The sequence below is a fragment of the bacterium genome (assembly GCA_030704665.1).
Lineage (GTDB): Bacteria > Patescibacteriota > Microgenomatia > Woykebacterales > RBG-16-39-9b > JAUYID01.
Map to the genome: position 1 here is coordinate 479,270 of JAUYID010000009.1, position 14,282 is coordinate 493,551.

The 14,282-nt window shown below is 45.6% G+C and carries 9 protein-coding genes; 6 read left to right on the plus strand and 3 right to left on the minus strand.

The features are described from left to right. Window positions 1–63 precede the first annotated feature (63 nt). Both glyA and Q8P13_02825 read left to right on the plus strand, forming a co-directional pair. The gene (gene glyA, locus Q8P13_02820) at window positions 64–1,296 is read left to right on the plus strand and encodes a serine hydroxymethyltransferase (protein ID MDP2671374.1); all 1,233 of its coding nucleotides are present in this window, start codon (window positions 64–66) and stop codon (window positions 1,294–1,296) included. A 407-nt stretch (window positions 1,297–1,703) separates the two neighbouring features. After that, window positions 1,704–4,154, plus strand: a complete 2,451-nt coding sequence (locus Q8P13_02825; GenBank protein ID MDP2671375.1) for an ATP-binding protein — start codon at window positions 1,704–1,706, stop codon at window positions 4,152–4,154. Between the two features lie 45 nt (window positions 4,155–4,199). Here the strand turns inward: Q8P13_02825 and gyrA are convergent, their stop codons facing one another. The 3 genes from gyrA to Q8P13_02840 form a co-directional block, all read right to left on the minus strand. Further along, window positions 4,200–6,695: a DNA gyrase subunit A gene (gene gyrA, locus Q8P13_02830; GenBank protein MDP2671376.1), complete on the minus strand. Its 2,496-nt coding sequence runs from the start codon at window positions 6,693–6,695 to the stop codon at window positions 4,200–4,202. 2 nt (window positions 6,696–6,697) lie between these two features. Beyond that, complete coding sequence (gyrB, locus tag Q8P13_02835) at window positions 6,698–8,635, minus strand: DNA topoisomerase (ATP-hydrolyzing) subunit B (GenBank protein ID MDP2671377.1); 1,938 nt, start codon at window positions 8,633–8,635, stop codon at window positions 6,698–6,700. A 169-nt stretch (window positions 8,636–8,804) separates the two neighbouring features. After that, entirely contained in the window at window positions 8,805–9,440 is a 636-nt protein-coding gene (locus Q8P13_02840) for a hypothetical protein (GenBank protein ID MDP2671378.1), read from the minus strand. 148 nt (window positions 9,441–9,588) lie between these two features. On the opposite strand from Q8P13_02840, the gene Q8P13_02845 reads away from it, so the two are divergent. From Q8P13_02845 to Q8P13_02860, 4 genes are all read left to right on the plus strand, one after another. Continuing rightward, on the plus strand, window positions 9,589–11,358 hold the full coding sequence (locus Q8P13_02845; protein MDP2671379.1) for a GspE/PulE family protein: 1,770 nt from the start codon (window positions 9,589–9,591) through the stop codon (window positions 11,356–11,358). Window positions 11,359–11,455: 97 nt separating this feature from the next. Further along, on the plus strand, window positions 11,456–12,523 hold the full coding sequence (locus Q8P13_02850; GenBank protein MDP2671380.1) for a type IV pilus twitching motility protein PilT: 1,068 nt from the start codon (window positions 11,456–11,458) through the stop codon (window positions 12,521–12,523). 8 nt (window positions 12,524–12,531) lie between these two features. Next, window positions 12,532–13,728 (plus strand): type II secretion system F family protein, encoded by a 1,197-nt coding sequence (locus Q8P13_02855; protein ID MDP2671381.1) that lies wholly within the window; start codon window positions 12,532–12,534, stop codon window positions 13,726–13,728. Continuing rightward, a complete protein-coding gene (locus tag Q8P13_02860; GenBank protein ID MDP2671382.1) occupies window positions 13,718–14,281 on the plus strand; it encodes a hypothetical protein in 564 nt (187 codons plus the stop codon). Before Q8P13_02855 ends, Q8P13_02860 begins: the two co-directional genes overlap by 11 nt. Window position 14,282 lies beyond the last annotated feature (1 nt).

Consider the following 14,282-nt stretch of genomic DNA (forward strand, 5'->3'; position numbering starts at 1 on the left):
ATAACCGAAAAGTTGTTTGCAAGCTAGAAATAGAAAAAATACTAAGCTATAATCACAAACAAGATGGAACTAGAAAAAACTGATAAGGAAATTGCCGACTTAATCAAAAAAGAAGAAAAGCGGCAAAACAGTGTCCTAAACCTGATTCCTTCCGAAAACTACGCTTCGAAGGCGGTTCGGGAAGCTTTGGGAAGCGTTTTGACGAACAAATATTCTGAAGGTTATCCCGGCAAGCGCTACTACGCCGGCAACCAAGTGGTTGACGAGATCGAAAGTCTAGCCATTGAGCGAGCCAAAAAACTTTTTGGAGTGAGCTTTGCCAATGTCCAAGCTTACTCCGGTTCCCCGGCCAACCAGGCGATTTATTTTGCCCTCGCTGAGCCTGGGGAAACGGTCATGGGTTTGGCTTTGCCGGACGGTGGGCACTTGACTCATGGTTGGCCGGTGAACTTTTCGGGAAAATACTACAAAGCGGTTCAATACGGAGTTGATCTGCAAACCGGGCTAATTGATTTTGAAGACTTGGAAAGGCTGGCAAAAGAACACAAACCAAAAATGATTTGGACTGGGGCGACCGCTTACAGCCGCATTTTTGATTGGGAAAAATTTCGAAAAATTGCTGACAGCGTTGGAGCTTACTTAATTGCCGACATTTCCCATATTGCTGGGCTTGTTGTTGCCGGTGTCCACCCTTCACCGATTGGAATTGCCGATGTCACCATGACCACCACTCACAAAAGTTTGCGAGGTCCACGGGGGGCAATTATTTTGACCAACGATGAAGAGCTGGCCACAAAAATTGATAAAGCAGTTTTTCCTGGTTTACAGGGTGGGCCCCACAACCAGACCACGGCGGCCATTGCAGTCGCCCTTGAGGAAGCCTCTCGGCCAGAGTTTCAAGAGTACGGAAAACAAATAGTTAAAAATGCTCGTAAACTGGCCGAAACATTAGTTGCCGAAAGATTAAAGCTGGTTAGTGGTGGGACGGATAATCATCTGATGCTGATAAATCTTGGCTCTGAGGGTCCAAGCGGTAAAGAAGTTCAAGAAGCTCTTGAAAAAGCCAAGATTATCGTCAACAAAAATACAGTTCCAGGTGAGAGCCGAAAACCCTTTGTTACTAGTGGGATTCGTCTTGGGAGCCCGGCGCTGACGAGCCGAGGTTTTAAAGAAGGCGAAATGGAAAAAGTTGGCAGTTTGGTCGCCAAAATAATTAAGAACTTAGAAAGTGAAGAAAATATCAAGCAAGTTGCCTCAGAAGTAAAAACTTTGGTTGAGGAGTTTCCTTTAGACTAAAAAGGTAAAAAAGCAGACAGAGCCCGGACACGCAAACAGGCAAACTCCCTTTTTCAAGGAAAGTTTAAAAGTTGCGCGTCCGGAGGTGCGTTGTAGTTAAGTCCAAGTCAAACCAGGTTTCAGCAAAATTTGAAATCCCCCGAAAGCATTCCTACTTTCTCGCTGCTGAGGTTCGGGTTGAGGTGGCTTCCTCACACGCGCCATCGTGGGCGTTTTCGCCCAGTCTCTCTGTTTGGACAAAAACTTATGCTGCAAACCCGAAGGGTTTGAGCCTTCCACGAAGCTAGACAGTAATAACATAAAGTTACCCTATAGTCAACCGACAAGCAATAAAATGTTCGAGAAACTATTCTTGTCCGCAGTTAAACCTATTGACGGGAAAGCCCGAAACCAATTATTCTCAAAGAGTGGTAATCCTTTCTGCCAGTCCTGCGACTATTTTTGATTTTGTTCTGCGTCCCTTTGCTTTGCTTTCACTTTTTGCCATCATCATCAACGTGGGGCTGATTTTCTTTATCGCTTCCAAGGGCTTAAAAGTTTCGGTCAACCGTTGGTTTATCCTCTTTGTTTCTTCGGTTGTTCTTTGGGGAGCCTCAGAATTCTTTTCTAGAATCAGCAACAACCCAACGGCAGCGAATTTTTGGTCCTCAACTGGAGCTCCGGGTTGGATCTTTGTGGCTTCTCTTTTTCTTGGGTTTACCCTTACTTATGTAGGGAAAGAGGAGATTTTGCAGGGCTTTCTAAACAGAATTCTGATTTTTGGTTTTGGCTTTCTCTTTCTTTTCTTTGTTTGGACTACAAATGCAGTTGTTGTGCATGACACGGCAAGGTTTAAACTTGTTTACTGGGGTTGGAACGGACCTACTGGAACTTATTTCCCCATTTTCCTTGCTTGGTTGGAGACTCAATTTTTTACTTCTCTAGTACTGCTCTACCAGTTTTATCGTCGGGCCAAACAACCAGTAAAAACCCAGACTCTTCTCTGTGTCATTGCTTTGTTGGTTCCCCTGGTGATCGGAACGATCACCGATGGGCTTTTGCCTATTTTCGGGCTCGACTTCCCCGGGACCGCGATTCTAGCTACAAGTGTGATGGGGATAATCATCACTTACGCGATTCTCAAATACAATCTCTTCACCTTCAACCCGGCAACTTTTATTTCCAATATTGTTGCGACGATGAGCGAAGCGATTTTGGTCTTCGATAAATTCAAAATTATTCAGTTCGCCAACGATGCAATTGAAAATTTTCTTGGTTACAAAAAAGAGTCCCTGGTAGGTGAAAACGTCAGAAAGATTTTCTCAGATGAAAAACAATGGCGGGATTTTGAGTATCACGTCATTGGTCCTCTGACTCAAGGGGATAGCGTCAAAGGAGTCGAAACTACCTTTGTGGCCAAAAATGGAACTAAAGTGCCAGTCAGTTTCTCCGGGTCGTCTTTGAAGGATGAGCAGAACAATATCTTGGCCTATGTTGGAGTTGTGGCAGACGTGCGGGAAATAAGAAAGCTGGTGACTGATTTGGAGGCAGAACGCAACAAACTCAGTGTTGCCTTGGCAGGTATTGCCGATGGGGTTTTCGTGGTTGGTAAAGACGGAAAAGTTTTGATTTTTAACAAGGCTTGTGAAGAAATGCTAGGGGTCAAATTTAGTGATATTGCCGAAAAGGATATTGATAAAGTCATTCAATTTTATGAAGGTGATCAACTCCTGAGTGTGCGTGATCTCTTCCCAAAAAAACACGCCAACAAAGATCAGGTAGTAGCGACCAAGTCCAACGTCAAGGCAACTGGGCCGGCCGGGAAGGAGGTTTACGTTGACATGGTTAGCTCGGCGATTGCGGAGGGAGACATGGTCAATTTGGGGGCAATCATCACTCTACACGATGTTTCCAAGGAAAAAGAGCTCGAGGAAATGAAACTTGATTTCGTTTCGATGGCGGCTCATGAATTGCGTACGCCACTGACTTCAATTCGGGGTTACCTTTCAGTTCTCCAAGAAGATGTGGGAACAAAATTGGACCAAGAGGAAAAAGCTTTTCTTGATAAAGCCTTTATTTCCTCTAACCAACTGGCCGCTTTAGTAGAAAATCTGCTTTCTGTGTCGCGTATTGAACGCGGAGCGCTCAAAGTTCAAGCTGAAAAAGCCGACTGGGCGTCAATCGTCAATGAAGTCTATACCAATTTTCAAAATTTGGCGGAGCAGAAAAATATCAAGCTTAGCTATTCTCCGGGGAAAGATTTGCTGCCGGTCATGGTCGATAAATTCCGCATCGGTGAAGTCATTTCCAATCTTGTCGCCAACGCTCTGCAATATACTAAAGCCTATGGTAGTGTCGAGATCATTACCCAAAAGGAAAAAGATGGGGTGCTGACCCAAATCAAGGATAATGGTCAGGGAATCCCAGAGACCGCCATACCCAAGCTTTTTACCAAATTTTTCCGCGTTTCTGGAGCTCTCGAGCAGGGTTCGAAGGGAACTGGGTTGGGACTTTATATTTCCAAAGCCATCATTGATATGCACGGGGGGAAAATTTGGGTCGAGTCTGAGCTTGGAAAAGGCAGTACTTTCAACTTTATCGTACCTTTTGCACCCAAAGATGCGCCCGACAAAGAGCCAATTGCGGTTTCCACTTCAGCTTTGATTCTTAATGCCAAGAAAATTCAGGAAAAACAGACCGCTGCTTCCGCACCAGGCAAGGCTGTGGTGGCCAAAGTCGCTGACCCAGAGCCATCTCTTGTCATTGCTACTGCAACTGAAGCTAAGGAAGTTGCCTCTGCAAAAACTGTTTCTACAAAAATTTCTGCCCCAGGCCCCGCCCAAAAACCAAAGAGAAAATTTGTGATAAAGTCAAAATAGGTTCCGTTATTCTCTTTTATTTCAAGGCTTTCGCAATTAAAACAGTTATTTTTCTGCTTTTGTCTCGGGAGTCTCTTGTTTTTCGACTGCTTTCTTCACCAAAGTAACTGCGGCAATATAATCTTCTTTTTTGGAAAGGCGCATGAGGATTACTCCCTGAGTCTGACGAGTTAGGGTGGGAAGATCTTTGACCGGCAGTTTGATCACTTGCCCAGCCTTGGAAGTGATGATCAGGTCTTGGCTACCCCCACCCATGATTTTCGCGGCCATGACCGAGCCATTGCGGGTGGCAATTTCCGCTGCTTTGACGCCAGACCCAGCTCTCCCCTGCAAGGGCCAATCAGAAACTTTACTTTTTTTGCCGAAACCTTTTTCGGTAACGACGAGTAGAAATTCGTTATCCCCGGCTTTGTCAGTAGAAATGACATGGTCTTCCTTGGAGAGTTTGATACCACGTACTCCGGCAGTGGGTCGGCCCATGGGCCGGACGTCCTTTTCATTGAAACGGATTGACATACCTTTTTTGGTAACCATGAGGATGTTGTTCTTCCCACTAGTTACATTGACAAAGGAGAGCTCGTCTCCGCCTCCAAGGTTGATCGCAATCATCCCGTTGCGGCGGATATTGGCAAATTCAGTCAGGGCAGTCTTTTTGACCACCCCCATTTTTGTGGCCATGAAAAGAAAGCTGCCAGCAACATTTTTTGGTGCTGCCAGTATTGAGGTAATTTGCTCGCCTTGTTCAATATTGATCAAATTGACCACGGCCTGACCTTTGGCCGCGCGCGAGCCTTCGGGAAGCTCATAAACTTTGATCTGAAAAACTCGACCTTTGTTCGTAAAAAACATGATGTTGTCATGGGTATTGGCAGTAAAAATGTCGGCAACTGCATCCTCGTCCTTCATAGCGACTCCGGCGACACCTTTGCCTCCTCGGCCCTGGGTGCGGAAGGTATCTAGTGGGCTGCGCTTGATATAACCCGTTTCGGTGACAGTGACAATGACATCTTCAGCAGGGATGAGATCCTCTTCGGAAAAATCCCCGACCGCTTGTTTGTAAACTCGAGTTCTCCGCTCATCCCCGTACTTATCTTTAATTTCCTTCAGCTCAGTTTCAATGACCCCCAAAATTTTCTTTGGTGAAGCAAGCAGCTCCTCCAGCTCTTTGATCAATTTTTGAATAGCTGTGTACTCGTCTTCGATTTTCTTTCTCTCGAGAGCTGCCAGACGGCGCAGCTGCATGTCGAGAATTGCCTGAGCTTGCAGTTCTGAGAGTTTGAAAAGCTCCATCAAATTGGTCTTGGCCTTATCAGCATCTGGGGACTCTCTGATGGTCTTGATGACAGCATCGAGATGATCAAGGGCAATTTTCAATCCTTCGAGGATATGAGCGCGAGCCTTGGCAGCATCAAGATCAAACTGAGTGCGGCGAGTAACGATATTTTGGCGATGCCGAATGTATTCTGTCAAAATTTGCTTCAAAGTCAAAACCTGAGGAGTACCGTCAACTAAAGCCACAGTGTTGACGTTAAAAGCAAGCTGCATACTAGTATATTTATAAAGTTGGTTGAGGATATATTGTGGCCGGCCGTCTCTCTTCAGTTCAACCACCATGCGCATTCCGTCTCGATCCGACTCGTCGCGGAGATCAGAGATTCCTTCAAGTTTTTTGTCCTTAACTAGGTCCGCGATTCTAGCAATAAGCAAAGCTTTGTTGACCTGGTAAGGTAGTTCAGAAACGATAATATTGAAGCGTCCGCCTTTTTCTTCCTCGATTTCCGCTTTAGCCCGCATGACAATTTTGCCTTTACCGGTGGCGTAGGCTGCCATGATCTCATTAATATCAAAAATTGCCCCACCAGTAGGAAAGTCGGGTCCTTTGATAAATTTCATCAGATCTTCAACGTTTGCCTGCGGGTTGTTGATTAAATGAGTGATCGCGTCACAAACCTCGTTGAGGTTGTGCGGCGGAATGTTGGTTGCCATTCCCACGGCAATTCCTGAGCTACCCATCAGCAAAAGGTTTGGTAGTTTAGCTGGCAGGCGGACTGGTTCTTTTCTAGTACCATCAAAGTTTTCCACCCAGTCAACCGTGTTTTTTTCAATGTCTTCAAGCAACTCATCGGCAATAGCAGCCAGGCGGGCTTCGGTGTAGCGCATGGCGGCCGGTGGGTCGCCGTCGACACTACCGAAATTTCCTTGACCATCGACTAGCGGGTAGCGCATCGCGAAATCTTGAGCGAGACGAACCATGGCATCATAAACCGCTGTATCCCCGTGAGGATGATACTTACCCAAAACTTCTCCTACTACAGTGGCACTCTTGCGATACTTGGCTGGGTAATTCAGGCCCAGTTCCTTCATAGCATAAAGAATGCGTCGATGGACTGGTTTGAGACCGTCTCGAACATCCGGAAGAGCTCGGGCGACAATGACACTCATCGCGTAGTCAAGGTAAGAACGCTGCATTTCGTCAACGATCTCAACAGTTTGCAACTCGCCGATATCAAATTTTTCTATTTCGAGTTCTTCGTCAGCCATAATTAAATATCAAGGGTGGCAAATTTTGCCCGACTTTGAATAAACTTCTTCCTTGGGGGTACTTCATCACCCATGAGCATGTTAAAAACCTCATCAGCGGTTGCAGCATCTTCAATATTCACTTTTTTTAGCAAGCGGTGGTTGGGATTCATCGTAGTTTCCCAAAGCTGTTCTGCGTTCATCTCACCGAGACCCTTGTAGCGTTGAATACTGACCGCTCGAGACTCTTTTTTATGCTCGGAAACGAGTTTGTCTTTTTCCCCATCGTTGTAAGCGTAAAAGTCCTCTTTCCCAAAAGTGAGTTTGTACAAAGGCGGACAGGCAATATAAAGGTAACCTTTTTCAATCACTTGGGGCATGTAGCGGAAAAAGAAAGTAAAGAGCAGTGTTCGTATGTGTTCCCCATCGACATCGGCATCGGTCATCAGAATGACCCGGTGGTAACGTACTTTCTCGATATTGAAGGTATCCCCAATTCCAGCGCCAAGAGCAATGATAAGATCCTTGATTTCTTCAAACTGGATGACTCGGTCCAGGCGCGCCCGTTCCGTGTTAAGAATTTTTCCGCCCAAGGGTAAAATCGCCTGAAATTTACGATCACGACCCTGTTTGGCAGTTCCGGCGGCTGAATCTCCTTCAACGATATAGAGTTCTGATTCGGAAGGTTCGCGGCTCTGACAGTCAGCCAGTTTTCCTGGCAAGGTCATCCCTTCAAGAGCCCCTTTTCTGATGACTGCATCCTTAGCTGCCTTGGCGGCTAGTCTTGCTTTGGCAGCCAGAACAATTTTTTCCATGATCCGGCGCGCTTCACTTGGGTTTTCCTCAAAAAAGATTTCGAGTTTTTCTCTGACCGCAGAGTTCACAATTGGCTGGATCTCGGCATTGCCCAATTTGGATTTGGTTTGCCCTTCAAACTCAATCTTATCCGAGTTCATTTTGATAGTAACTACCGCAGTCAGTCCTTCACGAACGTCCTCACCAGTCAAACCTTCCTCGTTTTCCTTTACTGCTCCAATTTTGCGCGCATAATCATTGATTGCCCTGGTCAAAGCCATGCGAAACCCAGTCAGGTGGGTTCCCCCCTCAATGGTGTTGATGACATTGGCGAAAGACTCAACTGTTTCGGTGAAAGAGTCGCTGTACTGAATGGCGACATCGACAAAAACTTCGCTGACCTCCTTTTTGATAGTGATCGGCTGGTGCAGAGGGACTTTGTTTTTGTTCAAATGGGCAACTAGAGAAGTGATTCCCCCTTCAAAATAAAAGTTCTTGGCTGTCTCAGTACGAGCATCAAAAAGAGAAAAGGCTAGTCCGGCAACCAAATAGGCCCTTTCGCGAATTTGCTTTTCTAAAATGTGAAAATCAAGTTCGAGGGTCGAAAAAATTTCCTTGTCCGCTAGAAAAGTTGAGGCGGTTCCGGTGTTGAGATTGTCCCAAACCTCCTTGGTTTTCCCTATAAATTTTGTCGTAGAGATGACTTCGACTGGTTTGAGCGCCCCACCTCTGCGGTAGTCCTGGTGAAAGATTTTTCCATCTCGACGCACTTCGACCTCCATTTCGGCTGACAGAGCGTTGACGACGCTAGCTCCAACTCCGTGCAGTCCTCCGGAAACTTTATAACCCTCTCCACCAAATTTACCCCCGGCATGCAAATAAGTCATAGCTACTTCCAGAGCGCTTTTTTTGGCAGTCGGGTGCATCTCAGTTGGGATACCACGGCCGTTGTCGATCACAGTTACTCGGCTGTCGTCATGAAGAAAAACCCAGATTTTGCTGGCGTGACCGGCCAAAGCTTCATCGACAGAGTTGTCAACGATCTCAGTAACGAGATGATGCAAACCTCTTTGGTCGGTTGAACCAATATACATACCCGGTCGTTTTCTGACCGGTTCGAGACCCTCGAGAACCTGAATATCTTTTGCGGAATATTTGCTCGCCATAAATAAAAAAGAATTACGAATTTAGAATGCAGAATTCAGAAAGGGAAAAGGGAAAGAACAATCCTGAACTCTGAACTCTTAATTATTAATCCAGCCTTACCATTCTAGCAAACAAGGTAGGGATAATGCAAGGAAATTTGAATTCAGGCGGAAGTTTATGCTTGTCCTCTCAGTCTAAATTTGGTACGTCCAAGATGAGGTTGATTTTAGCCAGTTTTGGACTTGCTCTTTTGAGCAAAAACTCCTTGGTTTTCTGAATTTTCCTTAAATACTGAATGATTTGGGGCAGGCTTTTTCTTCCAAGATTGGAAAGAAGAACTTCTCTCCAGAGACTTTCCCACTCTTCTAGATCTAGGTTTTCAGCAAAGTCGATTTTTGAAGCCAAAGTCCTCCTTCCGAACTGCAAAAGCCCTTGCAACCTTTCCTCTGCGATTTCTATTTTTGGTAATCCCAGATCAAGTTTTTGGCAGCGTGAACTTAAGGTAGCCAGGACGGAAAATTCACTTGGGGCAGTGAGAATGACTTGGCTAGTTGAAGACGGTTCCTCTAGGGTTTTGAGAAAAAGATTTTGAGCTTCATGGCTCAAATTTTGAGCCTCAAGAACAACTGCGCTGGTTAGCTTACTGTTGAAAGGTTTTTTGGCAAGTTTGCCGAGAAGGTCACGTACTTTTTCGATGCCTGGGTCTTCCTCTGTGTCGAGAATTAAAGTGTCAAACTGGCTTGAGTTCTCGCCGGCCTTTTTGGCAGCTGACTCAACCCTTTTGTCTTGAGTTGCGCCCGAGATAAGCAAAGAGTGTTGTTGCATCAGCTCTACATTATAACTATCAAAGGGCAGATATCAATTGACATTGCTGCGGATAAGACTATAAAATGAATTAACGCCTGCTACTACTTTGTTAGAGAAGTTTTCTGCCCCTTTCTCAAGGGCAATTCCAAGCAGGTTCGCCTTTGAAATGGAACAAACTGACGAAAAAGGTATAGAAGACATTTTGGCCTCAAAAGGAAAGCTAACTGCCGATAAACTTTCGCTAGTGAAACTTGAGGCGATTAACACCGGCAAGCCGGTTGAAGATGTCATTTTGGAACACAAATTTGCTACTAGCGATGACATTATTGCGGCTCGTGGTGAGCTGCTTGATATCCCCTTTGTTGACCCAAACAAAAAACCAATTTCTGCTGAAGTCCTCAGTCTCCTTCCAGAACCAGTTGCTCGGCGCTACACTTTGATTCCGATAGATTTTGATAAAACCACCAACCAACTTTCTGTTGCAATGGCTGACCCGCTTGATTTGCAGGTAACTGAGTTTGTCGAGAGGAAAAGCGGCACAATTGTTAAGCCGTTTATTTCGACCAAAGAATTGATCAATCAGGCAATAGCTGATCAATACTCCCAGAATTTGACCACAGAAGTGACGGCTGCTCTCGAAGAGCAAGGTACGGTTCAAGCCAAAGAAGAGCTTAAGGATTTGAGTAAGGTTGAAGAGGTGATCAAGGAAGCTCCGGTGGCAAAAATCGTCTCCACCCTTCTTGAGTACGCTATGAAAGGTGGGGCTAGTGATATCCACATTGAGCCACTGGAAGACAAGACGCGTGTCCGCTACCGAATTGACGGGGTTTTGCTGGAAAGACTGGTCTTGCCCCGGAAAGTTCATGAAGCTTTGGTGAGCCGAGTCAAGATCCTTTCGGCTTTGAAAATTGATGAAAAAAGAATCCCCCAGGATGGTCGTTTCACTTTTAGGCTTGGTGAGCAGTCAGTTGACTTACGTATTTCCACTTTGCCGACAGTTCACGGAGAAAAAATTGTCATGCGACTTTTGCCCAAAGCCGCTTCTGCCCCAACTCTACAGGACTTAGGTTTGCGGGGTACAGCTCTTAAAGTTTTTGAGGATAATATTCAAAGGCCACACGGAATTATTCTGATCACCGGACCAACTGGTTCGGGAAAGACAACCACTTTGTTCTCGGCCTTATCAAAAATAAATTCCCCCAAAGTTAATATTGTGACGCTGGAAGATCCAGTTGAATACCAGATTCCTGGGGTAAACCAAGTTCAAATTAACCCCGTGGCCGGATTAACCTTTGCCTCTGGTTTGCGCAGTTTTCTGCGCCAGGATCCAAATATAATCATGGTTGGTGAGATCAGAGATGCTGAAACTGCTGAGCTGGCGATTCAAGCGGCTCTGACGGGACACTTGGTTTTCTCGACTTTGCATACAAACTCTTCGGCTGGAGCTCTACCGCGACTTTTGGAAATGGGTAGTGAAACCTTTTTGCTGGCTTCCTCGATGAGTGCAGTTGTGGCTCAGCGGGTTTGTAGGAAAATTTGTGTTGCTTGTAAGGAAAGCTATGACCCCCCGACTCCAATCAAGGACGATCTCAAAAAAGTTTTGGGAAATTTGGTGGATGGTGTGGCTGCGGGTAAGCTTTCTCAGGAAGAAGAGGCGGACGTGGAAGAAGTTCAAGGTAAAAAGAAGCTTGTGCTCTACCGTGGCAAAGGGTGTGACAAATGTGGGGATTCAGGCTACAAAGGTCGGGTCGGAATTTTTGAGGTTTTGCCTGTGACTGATCAAATTGGGAAATTGATTTTGGAGCGCTCCCCTTCGACAAAAATTGAGGAAATGGCTGTTGATCAAGGAATGGTGACGATGAAACAGGACGGTTATCTCAAATCAATTGAGGGTTTGACTACGATTGAGGAAGTCTTGAGGGTCGCTCAAGAATGATTTTAGTTTGCGACAAGGAGTTAATTATATGCTGCTAGAGCACCATATAATTTCAAAACAAGTAAATTTATAATTAGAAAGAAGGAATTTTGAAATTATGGAAATTCAAGAATTATTAGAAGAAGCACTACGTCGCGGGGCCTCAGATGTCCACCTGATGGTGGGTGCCTACCCAACTTTGCGAATTGATGGGGCTTTGGTACCAGTCACCAAGGGACCGAACCCAACACCAGAGGTGGTTGAAAAACTGGTCCTTTCTTTGACTTCGCCAGAGCAGAAGGAGCTGCTTTTAACCAATAAAGAAATTGATTTTTCTTTTGCTCTAGGAGAAATCGCCCGTTTTCGTGTCAACGCTTTTTATCAAAAAGGCTACTTGTCAGCCGCTCTGCGTTTGATTCCCTCCAAAATTCCGAGCCTTTCGGAACTGCACCTGCCGAAAGTTTTGGGGAATTTTTCAAAATTGCGCCAGGGTTTTATTTTGATGACTGGTCCGACAGGACACGGAAAATCGACTTCGATCGCCTCGATTATCAATGAAATCAATGAAAACCGCTCTGCCCATATCGTGACGATTGAGGATCCGATTGAGTACGTTTACCCGTCTAGGAAATCCCTGATCGCCCAGAGGGAAATGCATTTGGATACACACAGTTGGGAAATTGCACTCCGCTCTGTTTTACGTGAGGATCCTGATGTAGTTTTGATCGGAGAAATGCGAGACTACGAAACAATTGAGGCGGCGCTAACTATTGCTGAAACTGGACACCTAGTTTTTGCCACCTTGCACACCAACTCAGCCGCTCAAAGTATTGATCGTATCGTTGGGGTCTTTCCGGAAAATCAACAAGAACAGGTCCGCCAACAACTTTCTCAAGTCTTGGAGGCGATTGTTTCAATGAGGCTGATACCAGGTGCAAGCAGTGGCCGTTGGCCGGCGGTAGAGATTTTGCTTGCCAACTCCGCGGTCCGCAACGTCATCCGAGAAGGAAAGTCGCATTTGATCGACAATATCATCCAGACCTCAACTGGAATTGGGATGGTGATGATGGATAGTTCTTTGGCTGATCTAGTCCGCTCCAACAAGATTACTTTGGAAGTAGCCCAAAGCTTTAGTTTGCGACCCGAAGAGTTGATGAGGGAGCTAAAAAAAGTGACGAAAGAATGAAAATCTAAATGGAACAATATACGTACTTAGTTAAAGACGACAAAGGCCTAACCAAACAAGGCATTATTGAGGCAGCTGATCCTCGGGCTGCTAGTGCGATTCTCCATGAACGTGGTTTTGTCGTCATCAGCATCGAGGAAAAAAGCAAAGCCCTCGCTTTTAGCTTCTTCAAAGGGGTTAGTCTTTCCGTGCAGGCCAACTTTACTCGTCAACTGGCGACAATGATCACTTCGGGACTGCCTTTGAGTGATTCTTTAGTGGTACTGAAAAAACAAACTGAAAATCAAAAAATGCTAGAAATTATCACCAATATTGCCGATGATATCCAGGCTGGTAGTACTTTTTCTGCTGCTCTGGCCAAACATGCCGACGTTTTCTCAGCCGCCTACATAAATATTGTCAAAGCTGGTGAAGCCTCAGGTACTCTGGACAAAGTTTTGCAGGACCTTGCCGACAATCTTGAGAAAGAAAGAGAGTTTCAGGGTAAAGTAAAAGGAGCCTTTGTTTATCCAGTGATTATTTTGATCGCTATGGCTCTGGTGACGGGCATAATTATGATTTTTGTGGTGCCAAAGCTGACCGATCTTTATGTTGGTTTGAATATTTCTCTTCCTCTACCGACTTTAATTTTGATTGGACTGAGCAAATTTTTGGCTACCTTTTGGTGGCTTTTGATTCTGGTTATTGTTGGTTTGGTGATTGCCTACCGGCGTTATCGCAGAACTCCTCAGGGAGCTCTAGTCATCGACCGGATTTTGATGCGTCTGCCGGTAATGGGTAAGCTGAACCGAGAAACCTCGTTGACCGAGCTGACACGGACTTTGGGTGCACTAGTAGCCGCCGGAGTGCCGATTTTGGAGGCCCTAAAAATTTCTGGTGAAGTGGCTACCAACGCGATTCACCGCCAAGCCGTTAAGCGCTCGGCGACTTTGGTTGAAAAAGGAGCTGCTCTTTCCAAAGCGATGGCCCAAGAACCCGAATTTCCGGCGATTTTGCCCCAAATGGTGGCTGTGGGTGAAGAAACAGGGAAAATGGATGATGTTCTCGGAAAACTGTCTCACTATTTCGAAGTTGAAGTTGAACAGCAAGTCAAAAATCTGACCACTGCTCTAGAGCCAATCATTATGGTGGTACTGGGTATCATGGTGGGGTTGCTTGTGATTTCGATTATTCTGCCAATTTACTCGATTACCAGTGCCTTTTAAAATGGTCCTCCAAAGAGAAAGAGGCTTTTCACTACTGATAATTTTTGTCTTGCTTTTTGTTGTTGTTCTGCTTGGTTCAGTCGGTATTTATTTGATTAATCCTTTGGAAAAGCTGCGTGAAGACCGTGATCGGAAAAGAATTTCTCAACTCGATGAGTTGCAAAAGGCAGTCAAACTTTATTTGCGCAATAACCCCTCGGAAGCGAGACTCTGTGACAACTGTAGTCTCGGTCAAACAGTTTTTGCGCACCAGGGGGTCAGAATCGGTGCCAGCGAGGCTTTGGTGATAAACTCCCAATCTGTGGGTGGCCCGGGCTGGGTACCAATTGATCTATCTCTGAACGCTGGTATTGGCAGGACTCCCCTACTTACTCTGCCGATAGATCCGCTCAACAAAGACCCGTTTGTTTATACCTTTACTCCCGGGCAGGATGGTAAGTTTAAAATTACCGCCAGTTTTGAAAGTAAGGCTTTGCTAGCAAAAATGGCGACTGACGGCGGAACCAGAGTCGATCGTTATGAGATCGGAACCGATTTATCTTTGGTTCCCTAAA